The following is a 17,548-nucleotide window of genomic DNA, read 5'->3' as shown; positions in this document are numbered from 1 at the left end:
GGTCCCCCCTCCGGCGCTGCGACGATGGACTCCCAGACCTCACAGTCATCCCAGGCATCCCAGTCACCGCACACGTTCCAGGTCGACCTGCGCGGCCTCGTGGACCTGCTCTCCCATCACCTCTACTCCAGTCCCCGGGTCTATCTGCGAGAGCTGCTGCAGAACGCCGTGGACGCGATCACCGCCCGGACCGCCGAACAGCCCGACGCCCCCGCGCGGGTACGGCTGTACGCGGAGGGCGGCACCCTGCGGGTCGAGGACTCCGGGGTCGGTCTCACCGAGGCGGACGTGCACAACCTCCTCGCGACCATCGGCCGCAGTTCGAAGCGGTCGGACCCCGGTGGCATCCAGGAAGCGCGCTCGGAGTTCCTCGGCCAGTTCGGCATCGGGCTGCTGGCCTGTTTCGTCGTGGCCGAGCGGATCCGCGTCGTCAGCCGCAGCGCCCGTACACCGGATGCCCCGCCGGTGGAGTGGACGGCCGCGGACGACGGTTCGTACACCGTGCGGACGCTGCCCGGCGAGGCCAGGCCCGAACCGGGCACGACCGTGCACCTGGTGGCGCGGCCCGGGGCGGCCGAGTGGCTCACCGAGGAGCGGGTGCTGGCGCTGGCCCGGGACTTCGGGTCGCTGCTGCCGTACGACGTGCGGGTGGGCGACGAGGCGGTCACCGATCTGCCGGCGCCCTGGAACCGTCCGTATCCGTCGCCCGCCACCCGAAGGGTGGCCCTGCAGCGGCACTGTCACGACCTGTTCGGATTCACTCCGCTGGACTCGATCGACCTGGATGTGCCGCTCGCCGGGATTCGCGGGGTGGCGTACGTCCTGCCGTCCTCGGTGAGTCCGGCGCAGCGCGCGAGTCACCGGGTGCATCTGAAGGGCATGCTGCTCACCGAGCGGGCCGAACAGCTGTTGCCCGACTGGGCGTTCTTCGTGCGGTGCGTGCTCGACACCGACAGTCTGCGGCCGACGGCCTCGCGCGAGTCGCTGTACGAGGACGAGACGCTGGCCGCCGTACGGGAGGCGCTGGGCGAAAGGATTCGCTCCTGGCTGACCGGGCTCGCCGCCGGGGATCCGGAGCGGCTGGCCGCGTTCCTGTCGGTGCACCACCTGGGGGTCAAGTCCCTGGCCAGGCACGACAAGGAGATGCTGCGCACGATGCTGCCGTGGCTTCCCTTCGAGACGACCGACGGGCAGCTGTCCCTGGAGGAGTTCGCGGGGCGGCACCCGGTGGTGCACTTCACGCGGACCGTGGAGGAGTTCCGGCAGGTCGCGCCCATCGCGTCCGCGCAGGGCGTCGGCGTCGTCAACGGCGGCTACACGTACGACAGTGAGCTGATCGAGGCGCTGCCGTCGGTGCGCCCGGGGACCGCGGTCTCCGAGCTGGACGCCGACACCGTGACCGCGCACCTGGACACGGTCGACCCGGCCGAGGAGCTGGCCCTGGCGGCCTTCCTGGGGGCCGCGCGCGCCAAACTCGACCCCCTGGGGTGCGATGTCGTCCTGCGCGCCTTCCACCCGCTGTCCGTGCCCGCGCTGCATCTGGACGACCGGGCCGCCCGGCACGAGCAGGCGCGCGCGGACGCCGAGGAACAGGCCGACGACCTGTGGGCCGGCATCCTCGGCTCACTGCGGGGCAGCGCCCCGCGCGCGCGTCTTGTGCTCAACCATCTCAACCCGCTGATCCGGAAAATCAGTTCCCTGGACGACCCGGAACTGATCGGCACCGCCACGGAGTCCTTGTACGGGCAGGCTCTGCTCATGGCGCAGCGCCCGCTGCGGCCCGCGGACTCCGCGCTGTTGAACCGTGCGTTCATCGGCCTCCTGGAGTGGGCCACCCACAGCGATCCCACGGAGCCCACGGAGGACGGCCGGCGATGAGCGAGATCAAGGACTTCGACACGCTCCGCGAGGCCATGGCGCTGAACTCGGAGCAGCCGGAGGGCCCGGCCCGCAACGCGCGCGCGGAGCAGCTGCTGGCCGAGGCCGAGAAGCTGAACATCCCGCTCGCCGTGATCGAGGCGCTCGGCCACCAGCTGAAGGCGTACAACTACAGCTCCGAGAAGGACCGGATGTTCGTCCCCTTCGCGCGTCTGCTGCGCATGTGGGACGAGCGGCCCGAGGACTTCGACGAGTACGAGGCCCACACGCTGCACTGGGTCTTCAAGTGGATGACCACGGGCATGCTGGACCAGCCGCACATACCGCTGGCCTCCATCGAGAAGTGGCTCGGCGAGATGGAGCACCGCTACCGGCTCGCGGGACACTCCGAACGGGCCGTGCGCAGCGCCGAGTTCAGTGTGGCCGCCCATGTCGGTGACCTGGCGCGGGCCGAACGGGCGTACGCCGCCTGGCTGGCCGCCGACCGCGACAGCATGGCCGACTGCCACGCCTGCGAACTGCACAGCCAGGGCTGGTGGCAGGCCGAGCGGGGCGCGGACGCCGAGGCGCTGGACCTGTGGCGGCCGGTCCTGGAGGGCGAGTTCACGTGCGCCCACGAACCGCACACCGTCCTGGCGTCCTCCCTGGCGCCGCTGCTGCGCCTGGACCGCCTGGACGAGGCGCGCGCGCACCATCTGCGCGGTTTCCGGCTGGTGCGGCCCATGGAGAGCATGCGGGGCGCGTACGCGGACCACGTGGAGTTCTGCGCGCTGACCGGCAACGAGGCGCGCGGGCTCGAACTCCTCGCGGAGCGTCCGGCGTACTTCACGGACTCCGGGCAGCCGCGCAGCCGGATGGACTATCTGGCCGCGGTGACCCTGCTCATGGACCGGCTGACCGGTCTGGGCATGGGCGAGCAGTCGGTGCCCGGGCCGGCCGGCCGCGCCTGGACCGCCCGCGAACTCGCCGTCCACGCGCGCGAGGAGGCCCTTTCCCTGTCCGCGCGCTTCGACGTGCGCAACGGCACGTCGTGCGTCGGCGAGGGCGTACGCGCGCGCATGGACCAGGCTCCCCTGGTGGACCGGCTGCCGTTGGGCGTACGGGCGGCGCGGGGGGTCCCGTCGCCCCGCAGGGCTCCCGCGCAGTCCACGCCGGTCCCGGACACGGCGGCGAGACCGGCCGACGCCCCCGGCGGCCTGCCCGCGCTGCTCGCCGAGGCGCGCCGGATGTCGGACGCGCTGCTTCCGCACGCGATGGAGGCGTGGGCGGCCGTCTGGCGGGCCGCCGAGGACGTGGAGCTACCTGCGGCCGACCGGGCGGAGATCGTCGATCACAGGGCCATGGAGGGCGGCCCCGAGGGCATCGCGCTCTTCGAGCGGGCCGCCGAGCTGTACGCCGAGGCGGGCGACCCCGGCGAGGCCCTGGCCGCCCGCGCCCGCGCCGCGTACGCGCGTGCCCAGGACGGCGACATCGACGCGGCCCTGACCGCCGTCTGCGAGCCGTACGAGGAGGTCCTCGCGCTCTACTCCGACGAGGGCACCGGCGTACGGCAGGCCGCGGCCGTCCTGATGGGACGCGCCCGCATCCTCATGCGCCAGGTCGAGGAGACCGGCACCGAGCAGACCCTGGCCGCCGCCGAGAACGCCGTACGGGAGCTGCTGGCGCTCGTGGACGGCCATGCCGGGGACGACGTGCGGCTCGCCTCACGTGGCGCGGAGGCACAGGCCATGCTCGGCGAACTGGCGACACGCACCGGGGACCTGGCGGGGGCCGCGGAGCTGTTCACCCGGTCCACGGAGGCGTTCGTCGCGGCGGGGTTGCCGTGGTTCGCGGTGGAGTACGAGGCCAGGCTGGCCGGTCTGGCCCACCACCTCGGTGACATCGCGGGCGCCGAGCGGGCGCTGCGCGGAGCCCTGGAGCACGGCGGGGCGTATCTGGAGGCGGCGGGCCAGGCCCAGCTCAACCTGCAGCTCGCCGAGATCCTCGGGGCGCGCGACGAGGTCGCCGAGGCGGCGGACCGCGCCCTGGAGGCCGCGCACTGGGCCGACGAGGCGGGCGAGGGCCCGACCCTGGGCGCCTGGGCCCGGCATCTGCTCGGCGGTTTCCTGCTGCGGCAGGGCCGGTGGGCAGAGGCTGCCGAGGTGCTGGAGTCGGCGCTGCCCGACCTCGGCACCGAGACACACGGCGACGGGGCGGTCGTACAGACCCTGTGGTGGCTCGGCGACTGTCTGGGCGAGCTGGGCGAGCACCGCGCATCGGCCGAACGTCGCCTCAAGGCCGCGGAGATCGCCCGGCACTGGCCCGAGCAGCAGGACCACGCGACCCTCGCCCACCTCGCCGCCGAGTCGCTCGGCCTGGCGGGGCTGCCCGCCGAGGCCGACCAGGCCTACGAACGCGCCGGCGACCTGTGGGACTCGCTGGGCAATGTGCACGGCCTGGTGCGAGCCCTGCGCGCCCGCGCGTGGCTGGCGCTGCGCATGGAGGCGGGCCTCGACGGGGCCAGGCAACGGATGTCGGACGCGGTCCGCGAGTGCGCGCGGGCCCTGTCCGAGGCGGAGGACCTGGAGTCCCGCGAGCGGCTCGGCGCCGAACTGGCCCACACCCACCGCCAGTTCGGCGACCTGCTGGCCCGCTCCGCAGCGGAGGACGCCGAGGACGGCGCGATCGAGGCCGCGTTCGAGTCGGCACTCGCCCAGATGACGAAGGCGATCGCCGTGTTCTCCTCCCTGGGCGAGGAGGGCCTCCACGGCCGCACCGGCGCCGAACTGGCCGCAGGCTGGCTGGAGGCGGACCTGAGCCGCCCCTCGGAGGCGGCGGCACGCGCGCGAGGAGTACTGAAGGCGTACGAGCCCTACGAAGACTCCGACGACGAAGCAGAGTCCCGCCGCGCAGAGGCGGAGCAAATGCTCCAACTGATGGAAGAACAGGAAACCGACTAGGTCACCATCCAGCCCGTCCGGCGTTTGAGGACAAGGCCCGTTCAGGGCCGAAAGGGGGGTCTGGGGGCACAACCCCCAGTGGGGTTCCCCCCAATGCCGTTGCTTTTGGCGGGGTTGGTCGGTTGAAGCGATGTGTTGATATCCCGTCTGGAGCGGCTGGGGCTGGGGGTCCTGACTCGGTCGTGTCCGCCTGAGCTGGTGGACCGGGTGGTGGGTGAGACGGGGTGCTCGGAGAAGCGCCGTCGTCTGCTGTCTGCCCGGTTCACGGTGTATTTCGTGCTGGCGATGTGTTTGTTCCCGCAGGCCGACTACTTGGAAGTTTTGCGTCTGGTGAAGACCGGCGATCAAGGGCTGCGGTCCTGGTCCGGGGTGAACAAGTCGTCGCTGACCAGGGCCCGGCAGCGGCTCGGCTGGCCGGTGATGCGGGAACTGTTCCGGTCCGTGGCCCGCCCGCTGGGCGCGGACGGTGAGCTGTTTCGCGGGCTGCGGGTGCTGGCCCTGGACGGGATGCTGCTGGCCGTGCCCGACTCTGCGGCAAACAACGACGCCTTCGGCAAGTCCGGCTCCCAGCGCAGTCCGATGGGCTATCCGCAGGCCAGGGTGGTCGCGGTGGCCGAGTGCTCCTCGCACGCGGTCCTGGACGCGGTGATCGGCGGGTTCAAGGATTCCGAGCGCATCGTCTCCGACGCTCTGGACGCCCATGCCGGAGCCGGCACTCTGTTACTGGCAGACCGGGGCCTGTGGGGTCTGGCCCGCCGGCACCGGCTCCGCAACCAGGGCACACACCTGTTGTGGCGGATCGAGCGGCGCAAGGCCCGCCGTGTCCAGGACGTTCTTCCCGACGGCAGCTACCTCGCGCGGATCGAGGCGAACAAGCACACCAAGGCGGCCAAAACCGTGAAGGCGCCCGCGGCCCTGGTCCGGGTGATCGAGTACCGCGTCGACGGGCAGGCCGATATTGTCCGGCTGATCACCAGCCTGACCGACCATGAGAAGTACCCGGCCGACGAACTTGCCGTCCTGTACTCCCGCCGCTGGGAGATCGAGCTCGTCTTCGACGAGATCAAGACCCACCAACGCGGCCGGCCGGTCCTCAGGTCACAGACACCGGACGGCGTCCGGCAGGAGATCTACGCGCACTTGATCGTGCACCACGCCACCCGGGACCTGCTGGACGAGGCCGCCCGCCCGCACCGCAGCACCGCCGAGCGGACCTCGTTCACCCGGGCCCTGCATGTCGTCCGCCGCTCGGTGATCTCACCGAGTGGCTTTTCCCCCCTCGGCCCGCAGCAGAGACCGTCGCCTCGGACTCAACGAGATCGGCCGCAGCCTTCTACCTCGCCGGAGATCACGTGACTGCCCCCGCAGGATCCGCTCCTGCATTACCGGATACGCCATCAAAGCCCCAGGCGAACCCGCCAGCAGCCGCCGCCCGCCGGTCGTCGTCACCCTGAACCACCGATGGCACAACCACTAAAGCAACGGCATTGGGGGGACCCCCTCTGGGGGAGGGACGGGTAGGGGCGGCGGGGGCGAAAAACCTCGTTCACTCCACCCCGATGAGCAACAACGCCCCCTGCCGACCCCCCCGATACACCACCGTGTCGACCGCCAGATACCCCTCCCGAACCCGCCCTTCCAGATGCCCCGCAATCGCCTCCGGCGCCTCGTCACCAAGAACAAGCGTGACCATCTCACCCCCGGCCTGAAGCATCCGGTCGATCACGGCCTCCGCGGTGGCCGTGACATCGGACCCGATCACGGCGACATCGCCGTCGATGAGGCCGAGGACGTCACCGGCTTGACAGATCCCGGCCATCGTCCAGGACTGGCGCTCCGCGACGGCGAGTTCGGCGTACCGCGTCGCCCCCGCCGCGGAGGTCATCGCGACGACGTCCTCGTCGAACCGGCGTTCCGGCTCGTGCACGGCTAGTGCCGCGATGCCCTGGACCGCCGAGCGCGTCGGGATCAAAGCGACGCGGATACCCTCCGAGCGGGCCTGTTCGGCCGCCGCGGCGGCGGTGTGGCGCAGGTCGGCGTCGTTGGGCAGCAGCACGATCTCGCGCGCGTGTGCCCGCCGTACGGCCTCGACGAGTTCCCCGCTCGCGGGCGGCTCCCCGGGTCGCGCGAGCACGGTGGTGGCGCCGGCCTCGCCGTACAGCCCGGCGAGCCCCTCCCCCGGGACGACGGCGACGACGGCCCGCTGCACCCGCTCCCGAGCCGGCCGGCCGACGCCGCCGGTGTGCACGTCGCCGATCCCGAAGTGCGTGATCCGGATCCGGTGCGGCCGTCCCGCCTCCACGCCCGCCTCCACGGCGGCGCCGGCGTCGTCGACATGGACATGGACGTTCCACAGCCCGTCGCCCCCGACCACCACGAGCGAGTCCCCGAGCCGGTCGAGCCGCTCGCGGAGGCGCCCGACGGCCGCGTCCTCGGCATCCAGGAGGTAGATGACCTCGAAGGCGGGCCCGGAGGCCGGGTCCCCGCACTCGTCCGGTCCGTCGCCGGCCGGGGCCTCAACCGGCTCCGCCCGAGCCGGCACGCGCACGCGTGGTGCGGCCCCCGCGCCTCCCCCACCCCCCGGCGCCTCCCCCTTGAACGTCTCCACCAGCGCCCCGAGGACGGTCACCAGCCCCCGCCCGCCCGCGTCGACGACGCCCGCGCGCCCCAGGACGGCCAGCTGCCCCGGGGTGGCCGCCAACGCGGCCGACGCACCCTCGTACGCGGCTCTGGCCACCGTCCCGCAGTCGCCCTCCACCTCCTTCGCCGCGTCGGCGGCGGCCGAGGCGACCGTGAGGACCGTGCCCTCGACCGGGTGGGCCACCGCCTGCCGGGCGGCGTCGGCCGCGCGCCCCAGGGCCAGACAGAGCCCGGAGCCGTCGATGCCGGCGCTCTCCCCGTCCTCCTCGGCGGACAGCACCTGGGCCATGCCGCGCAGCAGCTGCGCCAGGATCGTGCCGGAGTTGCCGCGGGCCCCTATCAGCGCCCCGTGCGCCATCGCCCGGGCCGCGTCGGCGAGCGTCGGCATCCCGGCGGTACCCGCCGCTCCCGTCCCGGTGCCGTGCCCGGCGAAGGCCGCCTCGACGGCCGCGCACGCCGACTCCAGCGTCAGATACAGGTTGGTGCCGGTGTCCCCGTCGGCGACCGGGTAGACATTGATCGCGTCGATCTCCTCGCGCGCCCGCCCGAGCGCGGCCAGCGCGAGTGCGCACCAGGTGCGTACCGCGAGAGCATCGAAGAATGTCTGCGGCACCTGCGGCACCTGCGCCTCCTTGAGCTGCTGGACGTGGCACGCAGCGTAGACCCCGAGGTGGATCACGGGTGAATGGCGGGTGGCCCGGGGCCCTGAGCAGCCATGGTAGTTTCGTTGTACTGGCGCAGTCGTTGTATGCTGCTCCGGTTGCCCGATCGAGACGACCATCCACGATGGTCTTCCACATCGGGCCTTCCCCTGGCAGCGCCACTCAGATCCTACGATCCTGACCCGGCATGCCGGGATCAACCCGTAAGAGCATCTGAAGTCTTTGGAGTGACCCGTGGCTGCCAACTGCGACGTCTGCGGCAAGGGGCCGGGCTTCGGCAACAACATCTCCCACTCGCACCGCCGTACGCCCCGTCGCTGGAACCCGAACATCCAGCGCGTACGTACCGTGGTCGGTGGGACGCCGAAGCGCGTGAACGCTTGCACCTCGTGCATCAAGGCCGGCAAGGTCTCGCGCTGACGATTCGCTAGCGCGCGGCCACTGCTGGTTCGCTGCTCAGAGCCGGTCCACCTCGGTGGACCGGCTTTTTGCCGTACCCAGGGCAGTATCTAGGTACGCCACCGCCACCCGTGGTCCACCGGCCCGATCCCGCCCCCGAGCGCGAACCCGGCCGCGATCGCCCCGGTGACGTACTCCTTCGCCGCCGCCACCGCCGCCGGCACCGACTCGCCCTTCGCCAGCTCCGCCGCGACCGCCGACGCCAGCGTGCAGCCCGTACCGTGCGTATGCCGGTTGTCATGGCGCGGGGCGCGCAGCCAGTGCTCCTCGGATCCGTCCGTGAGCAGGTCCACGGCGTCGCCGGGCAGATGCCCGCCCTTGATCAGCACCCACCGCGGCCCGTACGCCAGCACAGCGGCCGCCGCCTCGCGCAGCTGCCCCTCCGACTCGACCCGTACGCCCGTGAGCTGGGCCACTTCGTCGAGGTTCGGGGTGGCGACGGTCGCCACCGGCAGCAGGAGGGTCCGTACGGATTCCAGTGCGGACGCGGCCAGCAGCGGGTCACCATGCTTGGAGACGCCCACCGGGTCGACGACCGTCGGAACGTCCGTCGCCGAGATCAACTCGGCGACCGCCTCGACCAGTTCGGCCGAGGCGAGCATCCCGGTCTTCACCGCGCTCACGCCGATGTCGTCGACGACGCTGCGGTACTGGGCCCGTACCGCCTCCACCGGCAGTTCCCAGGCGCCCTGTACGCCGAGGGAGTTCTGCGCGGTGACGGCCGTGAGCACGCTCATGCCGTGCACGCCGAGCGCCAGCATCGTCTTCAGGTCGGCCTGGATTCCCGCGCCGCCGCCGGAGTCGGAGCCCGCGACCGTGAGGACCCTTGGCAGCGCGGTCACGACTCGATGTCCGCGAAGTGGTCCCAGCCGCCCTTGCTGGTCCACGGCGCCCCGTCGACCGTCACCTGGGGCAGCGCCGAGGGGTTGAGGACCTCGCCGATCACCTTCCAGCGTGCGGGCAGCTTCACGTCCGGCGGGAAGGTCGCCACGATCGCGTGGTCCTCGCCGCCGGTGAGCACCCACTGCATGGCGTCGACGCCGACGGCCTGCCCGATGTCGTTCATCTGGGAGGGAATGTCGATCGCGCCCGACCTGATGTCGATACGGACCTTGCTGGCCTCCGCGATGTGGCCGAGGTCGGCGATCAGCCCGTCGCTCACATCGCACATGGCGGTCGCGCCGAGGCCGGCCGCCGCCGGGCCCGCATGGTACGGCGGCTCGGGTCTGCGATGGGCCTCGACGAAGGCGCGAGGCGAGCGGAAACCGCGCGAGAGCACCGCGTGCCCGGCCGCCGACCAGCCCAGCCAGCCCGTCACGGCGACGACGTCACCGGGCCGGGCGCCGCCCCGGATGACCGGCTCGTGGTTGCGCAGATCACCGAGTGCGGTGATCGAGACGACGATCGTGTCCCCCCGTACGACATCGCCGCCGACCACCGCGGCGCCCGCGACCTGGCACTCGTCACGCAGGCCGTCCATCAGTTCGGTGGGCCAGGTGACCGGGAGTTCGGCGGGGACGACCAGGCCGAGCAGCAGCGCGGTCGGTACGGCGCCCATGGCGGCGATGTCCGCGAGGTTCTGGGCAGCCGCCTTGCGGCCCACGTCGTACGCGGTGGACCAGTCACGGCGGAAGTGCCGCCCCTCGAGGAGGATGTCGGTGCTCGCCACGACCCTGCGGTCGGGCGCGGCGACCACGGCGGCGTCGTCGCCGGGGCCGACCCGGACCGCCGGGGTGGTGGTGAGCCGGGAGGTGAGCTCCCTGATGAGCCCGAACTCCCCCAGTTCGCCCACAGTGCCCTTCATAGTCGTACGTCCCCTTCTGGTGCTGTCGTCCCCGTTGCTGCCCTTGCCCGGTCGCGAGGCCCCGTCGGCCTCTGTACGGTCGAGGTGACCGTCAACCTGTGCTGCGTACGCACCCCGGTGCGGGTGCCGCGGTCGCCGAGGGTCTCCCCTAGGCGCGCGGCGACGCGATACCGTGGCGTTCCTTTTCCCCACATGATCCTCGTGGCCGCCCTGGAGGTTCCGTGGTACAGGCGTACATCCTGATCCAGACGGAGGTCGGCAAAGCGTCGACCGTCGCCGAGACGATCAGCAAGATCCCGGGGGTGACCCAGGCCGAGGACGTGACAGGACCGTACGACGTGATCGTGCGCGCGCAGGCCGACACCGTGGACGACCTCGGCCGCATGGTGGTGGCGAAAGTCCAGCAAGTGGACGGCATCACCCGCACTCTGACCTGCCCGGTGGTGCACCTGTAGCCCCCGTCTACCCTGTGCCGGTGAACTTCTTCCGTCCCCGGCCGTTCGCGCTGCCCGTGCTCGCCCTGTTGATCGTCGTCACGGGCTGCTCCTCAGCAGACGACAGCGCCCGAGTCACGGTTCCCGTGCCGGACGGGAAGACCACGAAGCTGTGCCGGAACCTGGACAGGGCGCTGCCGGCGAAGGTGGACGGCCTGAGCCGCGACGACCCCGAGCCCCGGTCCGCACTGACCGCGGGCTGGGGCAGCCCGGCGATCATACTGCGCTGCGGTGTCGTACGGCCGCGCAAGATGACGGACCCCAAGGTCGCCCTGGGGTCCGATCCGAAGGCGGTCGGCGGGGAGGTGAACGGGGTCGGGTGGCTGATGGAGCAGGAGGACGACGGGTCCTCCCGCTTCACCACCTCGTCGCGGCTCGCCTATGTGGAGCTGACGGTTCCGTCTGGGCGGGACACGTCGGGGGCGCTGGTTGATCTGGCTGCCGCTATCAAGAAGACGGTTCCTGAAGGGATTGCCAACTAAGCGCCGTAGGGGCTTTGTTGCGTTGTCGGGTGCCGGTGCGTTGTGGCTTGTCGCGCAGTTCCCCGCGCCCCTGGGAATCTCACCGCAACCCTGTTGAACGGCGCAGCGCCGCCTGTACCAGCCTGTCCACCAGCTCGGGGTAGCCGACGCCCGTCGCTTCCCACATCCTCGGGTACATGGAGATCGGGGTGAAGCCCGGCATCGTGTTGATCTCGTTGATGACGAACTCGCCCTCCTCCGTGAGGAAGAAGTCCGCGCGGACCAGGCCCTCGCAGGACGCCGCGTCGAAGGCCTCGACCGCGAGGCGGCGGACCTCCGCCGTCTGGTCCTCGGTGAGGGGGGCCGGGACGATGCCGTCGGCCGAGTCGATGTACTTGGCCTCGAAGTCGTAGAACGCGTGCGACTGCACGGGCGGGATCTCCGCGGGTACGGAGGCACGCGGGCCGTCCTCGAACTCCAGCACCCCGCACTCGATCTCGCGCCCGCGCAGCGCGGCCTCGACGATGATCTTCGGGTCGTGGCGCTGGGCCTCGGCGATCGCCTCGTCGAGGCCGCCCAGCTCGTCGACCTTGGTGATGCCGAACGAGGATCCCGCGCGCGCGGGCTTCACGAACAGCGGCCAGCCGTGCTCGCCGGCGAAGTCGATGATCTTCTTGCGGGCCGACGGCTCGTCGCGCTCCCACTCACGCGGCCGGATCACCACGTACGGCCCCACCTTGAGCCCGAACGAGGTGAACACGCGCTTCATGTACTCCTTGTCCTGGCCGACGGCCGAGGCGAGCACGCCCGCGCCGACGTACGGGACACCGGAGAGCTCCAGCAGGCCCTGGAGGGTGCCGTCCTCGCCGTAGGGGCCGTGCAGGACGGGGAAGACGACGTCCACCTCGCCGAGCGCCTTGGGCACCGATCCCGGTTCGCTGTAGACGACTTCGCGGTTGGCGGGATCGACGGAGAGCACCACACCGCCCTCGTCCGACTCGGCGAGCTGGTCGACGTTCGGCGCCTTGCGGTCGACGATCGCCATGCGTTCCGGTTCGTCCGCGGTGAGCGCCCAGCGGCCGTCCTGGGTGATGCCGATCGGCAGGACGTCGTACTTCGTCCGGTCGATGGCACGCAGCACGGCGCCGGCGGTGACCACGGAGATCCCGTGTTCGGAGCTGCGACCGCCGAATACGACGGCCACGCGCGGCTTGCGGGACGGCTGCTCGGGGCTCTGGGGGAGGTTCTCGGTGCTCATATCGGGTTGAGGGTACCCGGTGGTAGGGCGCTGAGTCAGCGCCCGCATACCCCTGTTGTCAGCGTCGTTCGGGCTTGGCGCTGCGCGACATCAGTTCCTTGAGGGCCACGACGGGCGGCTTGCCCTCGTGCACGATGCCGACGACCGTTTCGGTGATCGGCATGTCGACGCCGTGCCGGCGGGCCAGATCCAGCACGCTCTCGCAGGACTTGACGCCCTCGGCGGTCTGCTTGGTGACCGCGATGGTCTCCTCGAGGGTCATCCCCTTCCCGAGGTTGGTGCCGAAGGTGTGGTTGCGGGAGAGAGGCGAGGAGCAGGTCGCCACCAGGTCGCCCAGGCCCGCGAGTCCCGCGAAGGTGAGCGGATCGGCGCCCATCGCGAGGCCGAGGCGGGCGGTCTCGGCGAGGCCGCGCGTGATGAGCGAGCCCTTCGTGTTGTCGCCGAGACCCATGCCGTCGGCGATACCGACGGCCAGACCGATCACGTTCTTCACGGCGCCGCCCAGTTCACAGCCGACGACGTCGGTGTTGGTGTACGGGCGGAAGTACGGGGTGTGGCAGACGGTCTGGAGGCGCTGGGCCACGGCGTCGTCCGTGCACGCGACCACCGCCGCGGCCGGCATGCGGGCGGCGATCTCCCGGGCGAGGTTGGGGCCCGTGACGACCGCGATCCGGTCCTGGCCCACCTTGGCGACGTCGTCGATGACCTCGCTCATCCGCATCGCCGATCCGAGTTCGACGCCCTTCATGAGGGAGACGAGGACCGTGTCGGGGGCGAGCAGGGGTGTCCACTCGGCGAGATTCCCGCGCAGGGTCTGCGAGGGGATGCTGAGTATCGTGAAGTCGGCGTCGCGGGCGGCCTCGGCGGGGTCCGTGGTGGCGCGGAGGTTCTCCGGGAGTTCGACGCCCGGGAAGTAGTCCGGGTTCGTCCGCGTGGAGTTGATCGCCTCGGCGAGTTCGGGGCGTCTGGCCCACAGGGTCACCTCGCAGCCGGCGTCCGCGAGCACCATGCCGAAGGCGGTCCCCCACGATCCCGCGCTGAACACCGCCGCCTTGACCGGCTCGCTCACTTGCCCTGCCCTTCTTCCTGAACTTCCCGTGCCTGCACTGCTTCCACTGCTTCTGCCGCTGCGGCCGCCTCTTGTGCCGCCGCCTGCGCGTCCAGCGCGTCCTGCGCCTCTTCCGCCGCCGTGCGACGCCGCTGCTCGATCCGCTCCTGGCGCGGATCGTACGGAGTCTTCGGGGCCTTCGCGCCGCGGAGTTCCTCCAGCTGGCGGGTGACCGCGGCCATGATGACCTCCGTCGCCTCCCTCAGGAGGTCGGGGCTCATCTCCTTGTCGTAGAACCGCGTCAGGTCCACGGGCGGGCCCGCGAGGACGTGGTGGGTCTTGCGAGGAAGGATGTTGGGCTTCTTCGCGTACGGCGGGAGGAGTTCGTTGGCGCCCCACTGGGCCACCGGGATCACCGGGCACTTGGTCTGCAGGGCGACCCGGGCGGCGCCGGTCTTGCCGGTCATGGGCCACTGGTCCGGGTCGCGGGTGATGGTGCCCTCGGGGTAGAACACGACACATTCACCGCGCTCCACGGCGTCGATCGCGGCCCGGAACGCGCTCAGCGCGTCGGTGGTCTCGCGGTAGACCGGGATCTGTCCGGTGTTCCGCATCATGAGACCGCTGAACCCCTTCTTGAAAAGCCCGCTCTTCGCCAGAAAGCGCGGAACACGTCCGCTGTTGTACTGGTAGTGCGCGTAGGCGAAGGGATCGACGTGCGAATTGTGGTTCACCGCGGTGATAAATCCGCCCGTCGCCGGAATATTCTCCATTCCGCGCCAGTCCCGCTTGATCAGAACCACCAGCGGCGGTTTGCAGATGACCGCAGCAAGGCGGTACCAGAAGCCGATTCTGCGGCGGGGCACGCGGACACCTTCCTCTAAGGCCTGGACCAGGACCTCTGCCGGTCCGCCCGGGGGCCGCACAAGTGTCGCCCCGGGCTTCCGGTCTGTCGAGAACACCGTACGCCCCGGCACCGACACCACCCGATGGGCTTTGATGACAGCCAGGTGACAATGGGGGTGACCGGGCGAGCGCCGGACGAGCAGCCGCAGTGGCGAGGGAGGGGCGGAACGCGCGTGCAGTGGACAGTGGTCATACCCCTCAAGCCCCTCGCGCGGGCCAAGAGCAGGCTCGCGGACACCGCGCACGACGGACTCCGCCCCGGTCTCGCGCTGGCCTTCGCACAGGACACGGTGGCGGCGGTGCTCGCCTGCCCGGCGGTCCGTGATGTGGCAGTCGTCACGAACGACGACCTGGCGGCCCGCGAACTGGCCGCGCTGGGCGCGGCGATCGTCCCCGACGAGCCCCTGGGCGGCCTGAACGCCGCTCTGGCGCACGCGGCGACGGCCGTGCGGGCGAGGCGGCCGGACAGTGCTGTCGCGGCCCTGAACGCCGATCTGCCGGCGCTGCGCCCCCTGGAGCTGGCCCTCGTCCTGGATGCCGCCGCCGGATTCCCGCGCGCTTTCCTCGCGGACGCGGCCACCGTGGGCACCACTCTGCTGACCGCCCGCCCCGGTCAGGAATTGCTTCCGCATTTCGGCCCGCATTCCCGAAACCGCCACCGCGACTCGGGCGCCGTGGAACTCGGACTCGCCTCGGTGAATTCCGTACGCCAGGACGTGGACACCGGCGACGATCTGCGGGCGGCGCTCGCCCTGGGGGTGGGGGCGCGGACGGCGACCGCCGTCGAGGGTCTGCTGCTCGCTGGCCAGTAGGCTGCCGACATGCAGGCGACCGCGTACACGTACGACGCCGGGACACGCAGCGGCAGTGTGCTGCTCGACGACGGCACCCCCGTTCCCTTCGACGCGCCGGCGTTCGACGCGGGCGGGCTGAGGCTGCTGCGGCCCGGGCAGCGGGTGCGCATCGAGGTCGAGGGCAGCGGGGCCGGGGCCGGAGCCGGGGAGGCCCTGCGGATCACGCTCGTCACCCTGCAGACCTTCTGAGCACGTAGCGAACGGGCCGGACACGCCGCGGGCCGGACTCCCTCGGGGAGTCCGGCCCGGCGCGTTGTGCCCTTGCGCCCTACTTGGTGCGGGCGGTGGCGGCCTTCTTGGCGGTGGTGGTACGGGCCGCCGACTTGCGGGCCGGAGCCTTGGTCGCCGTCGCCTTCTTGGCCGCCGGGGCCTTCTTGGCGGCGGTCTTCTTCGCCGTGGCCGTGGTCTTCTTGGCCGCCGCGGTCTTCGCGGTGGTCTTCTTGGCCGTGGTCTTCGTCGCGGTCGTCTTCTTCGCCGGCGCCGCCTTCTTGGCCGTGGCGGTCGTCCGCTTCGCCGTCGCCTTCTTGGCGGTGGTGGCCTTCTTCGCCGCGGCCTTCTTGACCGTCGCGGCAGCGCCGCCGCCGCTCAGGCTGCCCTTGGGGGCCTTCTTGACCGCGACCTCGCCGCCACGCGGGAGCTTCTTCGAGCCGCTCACCAGGTCCTTGAAGCCCTGGCCCGCACGGAAGCGGGGGACCGAGGTCTTCTTGACCCGAACCCGCTCGCCCGTCTGCGGGTTGCGGGCGTAACGGGCCGGGCGGTCGACCTTCTCGAACGAACCGAAGCCCGTGACCGAGACCCTGTCCCCGCTGACGGTCGCGCGGACGATGGCGTCCAGGACCGCGTCGACGGCATCGGCGGCCTGCTGGCGGCCACCGACCTTGTCCGCAATGGCTTCTACGAGCTGCGCCTTGTTCACGTCTTCCCCTTCGGAGACATTGCCAGAACGAAAGTGTTCAAGCTTTTTCGCACGTTAGGCAGATATATACCGCAAATCAAACACGAAACGGGCTAATCACCCTTGTGCCGCAACGAACTCGGGCTGTCACGGAGTTCCTCAGCGGTCCTCGTCGGGGAATCGACCCTCGTCGAGGTCCGCCGCGAAGCGTTCCAGCCGCCTTGTCGCATCGGCGAGATCGTGCTTGGCCGCGGCCGTAATGACCAGCAGCTTCCGGGTCAGCGCCATCCGTACGCCCTCCGGGACTTGCAGTGCGCGCACTCTTGTGTGCGCTTCCTTGAGTTGGGCCGCGACCGCCGTGTAGAGCTCGAGTTGGCCGTCGTGTTCCATGCACAGATTGTGCCATCTGGGGCGAGTTGTCGCCTGCGCAGGGGGCAACTGCTGCCTCAAACGGCCTTCCGTGTTCAGTTCGCGGCCGCGCTGTCAAGACGCGGGTACCCCATCAACACCCTTTCTAACGTGGGAAGTTGAGAGTTCCCGACCGGGGGTGCGAACGGGTCCGAAGGCAGACACAGCTGTACCCCCAATCGTGGCGATCGGGGGTACAGAGGGGGTGTTGCAGTGGCCGAAACCCTACTTGCGAAGGGCCTTCGGGCTCAGACCTTGAGCGTCCACGGCTTGTACGAGGGACGCTTCGCCTCGTACGCCGAGATGTCGTCCTCGTTCTGCAGGGTGATGGAGATGTCGTCCAGGCCGTTCAGCAGCCGCCAACGGGCGTTCTCGTCGAGGTCGAAGGAGGCGGTGATGCCCTCGGCGCGCACCTCGCGGGCCTCCAGGTCGACGGTGATCTCGGCCTCGGGGTCGTTCTCCGTCAGCTCCTGCAGCGCGTTCACGATCTCCTGCTCCAGAACCACCGTGAGCAGGCCGTTCTTGAGCGAGTTGCCGCGGAAGATGTCGGCGAAGCGCGACGAGATCACGGCCTTGAAACCGTAGTTCTGCAGCGCCCAGACGGCGTGCTCGCGCGAGGAGCCCGTACCGAAGTCGGGGCCGGCGACCAGAACCGTCGCGCCCTTGCGCTCGGGCCGGTTGAGGACGAAGTTCTCGTCCTTGCGCCAGGCCTCGAACAGCCCGTCCTCGAACCCGTCCCGCGTGACCTTCTTGAGCCAGTGAGCAGGGATGATCTGGTCGGTGTCGACGTTGCTGCGGCGCAGCGGGACGGCCCGGCCGGTGTGCGTGGTGAATGCTTCCAT

The 17,548-nt window shown here is 71.0% G+C and carries 17 protein-coding genes; 8 read left to right on the top strand and 9 right to left on the bottom strand.

The annotated features are described in order from the left end of the window. Positions 1–24 precede the first annotated feature (24 nt). From PV396_RS29315 to PV396_RS29305, 3 genes are all read left to right on the top strand, one after another. On the top strand, positions 25–1,878 hold the full coding sequence (locus tag PV396_RS29315) for an HSP90 family protein (RefSeq protein ID WP_319209725.1): 1,854 nt from the start codon (positions 25–27) through the stop codon (positions 1,876–1,878). Further along, complete coding sequence (locus PV396_RS29310; RefSeq protein ID WP_319209723.1) at positions 1,875–4,817, top strand: tetratricopeptide repeat protein; 2,943 nt, start codon at positions 1,875–1,877, stop codon at positions 4,815–4,817. Before PV396_RS29315 ends, PV396_RS29310 begins: the two co-directional genes overlap by 4 nt. A gap of 132 nt (positions 4,818–4,949) precedes the next feature. Beyond that, positions 4,950–6,173, top strand: a complete 1,224-nt coding sequence (locus PV396_RS29305) for an IS4 family transposase (RefSeq protein WP_319209721.1) — start codon at positions 4,950–4,952, stop codon at positions 6,171–6,173. Positions 6,174–6,363: 190 nt separating this feature from the next. Here the strand turns inward: PV396_RS29305 and PV396_RS29300 are convergent, their stop codons facing one another. Further along, a complete protein-coding gene (locus tag PV396_RS29300) occupies positions 6,364–8,079 on the bottom strand; it encodes a DAK2 domain-containing protein (protein ID WP_319209936.1) in 1,716 nt (571 codons plus the stop codon). A gap of 274 nt (positions 8,080–8,353) precedes the next feature. On the opposite strand from PV396_RS29300, the gene rpmB reads away from it, so the two are divergent. Next, positions 8,354–8,539, top strand: a complete 186-nt coding sequence (gene rpmB / locus PV396_RS29295) for a 50S ribosomal protein L28 (RefSeq protein ID WP_004924906.1) — start codon at positions 8,354–8,356, stop codon at positions 8,537–8,539. A gap of 89 nt (positions 8,540–8,628) precedes the next feature. Here rpmB and thiD read toward each other — a convergent pair whose 3' ends face one another. Further along, positions 8,629–9,420, bottom strand: coding sequence for a bifunctional hydroxymethylpyrimidine kinase/phosphomethylpyrimidine kinase (thiD, locus tag PV396_RS29290; RefSeq protein WP_319209719.1), 792 nt, complete (start codon positions 9,418–9,420; stop codon positions 8,629–8,631). After that, positions 9,417–10,382, bottom strand: coding sequence for a thiamine-phosphate kinase (locus tag PV396_RS29285; RefSeq protein WP_319209716.1), 966 nt, complete (start codon positions 10,380–10,382; stop codon positions 9,417–9,419). Before PV396_RS29285 ends, thiD begins: the two co-directional genes overlap by 4 nt. 221 nt (positions 10,383–10,603) lie before the next feature. Here PV396_RS29285 and PV396_RS29280 point away from each other — a divergent pair, with 221 nt between their 5' ends. Both PV396_RS29280 and PV396_RS29275 read left to right on the top strand, forming a co-directional pair. After that, positions 10,604–10,837 carry an Lrp/AsnC family transcriptional regulator gene (locus PV396_RS29280; RefSeq protein ID WP_006376792.1) on the top strand — a complete coding sequence of 78 codons (234 nt, stop codon included), beginning with the start codon at positions 10,604–10,606 and terminating at the stop codon, positions 10,835–10,837. A 20-nt stretch (positions 10,838–10,857) separates the two neighbouring features. Continuing rightward, positions 10,858–11,358 carry a DUF3515 domain-containing protein gene (locus PV396_RS29275; RefSeq protein ID WP_319209714.1) on the top strand — a complete coding sequence of 167 codons (501 nt, stop codon included), beginning with the start codon at positions 10,858–10,860 and terminating at the stop codon, positions 11,356–11,358. A 79-nt stretch (positions 11,359–11,437) separates the two neighbouring features. On the opposite strand, the gene PV396_RS29270 is transcribed toward PV396_RS29275, so the two are convergent. The 3 genes from PV396_RS29270 to PV396_RS29260 are packed head-to-tail and all read right to left on the bottom strand — an operon-like array spanning position 11,438 to position 14,509. Further along, a complete protein-coding gene (locus tag PV396_RS29270; RefSeq protein WP_319209710.1) occupies positions 11,438–12,595 on the bottom strand; it encodes a D-alanine--D-alanine ligase family protein in 1,158 nt (385 codons plus the stop codon). 58 nt (positions 12,596–12,653) lie between these two features. After that, positions 12,654–13,664 (bottom strand): NAD(P)H-dependent glycerol-3-phosphate dehydrogenase, encoded by a 1,011-nt coding sequence (locus PV396_RS29265; RefSeq protein WP_319209707.1) that lies wholly within the window; start codon positions 13,662–13,664, stop codon positions 12,654–12,656. After that, the gene (locus PV396_RS29260; RefSeq protein WP_319209704.1) at positions 13,661–14,509 is read right to left on the bottom strand and encodes a lysophospholipid acyltransferase family protein; all 849 of its coding nucleotides are present in this window, start codon (positions 14,507–14,509) and stop codon (positions 13,661–13,663) included. Before PV396_RS29260 ends, PV396_RS29265 begins: the two co-directional genes overlap by 4 nt. A 213-nt stretch (positions 14,510–14,722) precedes the next feature. On the opposite strand from PV396_RS29260, the gene cofC reads away from it, so the two are divergent. Next, positions 14,723–15,361, top strand: coding sequence for a 2-phospho-L-lactate guanylyltransferase (gene cofC / locus PV396_RS29255; RefSeq protein ID WP_319209701.1), 639 nt, complete (start codon positions 14,723–14,725; stop codon positions 15,359–15,361). 9 nt (positions 15,362–15,370) lie between these two features. Further along, the gene (locus tag PV396_RS29250) at positions 15,371–15,592 is read left to right on the top strand and encodes a hypothetical protein (RefSeq protein WP_319209698.1); all 222 of its coding nucleotides are present in this window, start codon (positions 15,371–15,373) and stop codon (positions 15,590–15,592) included. Between the two features lie 79 nt (positions 15,593–15,671). Here PV396_RS29250 and PV396_RS29245 read toward each other — a convergent pair whose 3' ends face one another. The 3 genes from PV396_RS29245 to leuD form a co-directional block, all read right to left on the bottom strand. Then, positions 15,672–16,319, bottom strand: a complete 648-nt coding sequence (locus PV396_RS29245) for an HU family DNA-binding protein (RefSeq protein ID WP_319209695.1) — start codon at positions 16,317–16,319, stop codon at positions 15,672–15,674. 138 nt (positions 16,320–16,457) lie between these two features. Then, a complete protein-coding gene (locus PV396_RS29240; RefSeq protein ID WP_319209693.1) occupies positions 16,458–16,688 on the bottom strand; it encodes a hypothetical protein in 231 nt (76 codons plus the stop codon). A gap of 266 nt (positions 16,689–16,954) precedes the next feature. Beyond that, positions 16,955–17,548, bottom strand: coding sequence for a 3-isopropylmalate dehydratase small subunit (gene leuD, locus PV396_RS29235; RefSeq protein WP_319209690.1), 594 nt, complete (start codon positions 17,546–17,548; stop codon positions 16,955–16,957).

The sequence above is a fragment of the Streptomyces sp. ME02-8801-2C genome (assembly GCF_033793965.1).
Classification (GTDB): Bacteria; Actinomycetota; Actinomycetes; order Streptomycetales; family Streptomycetaceae; genus Streptomyces.
This window is presented reverse-complemented; position numbering and strand designations above follow the sequence as displayed.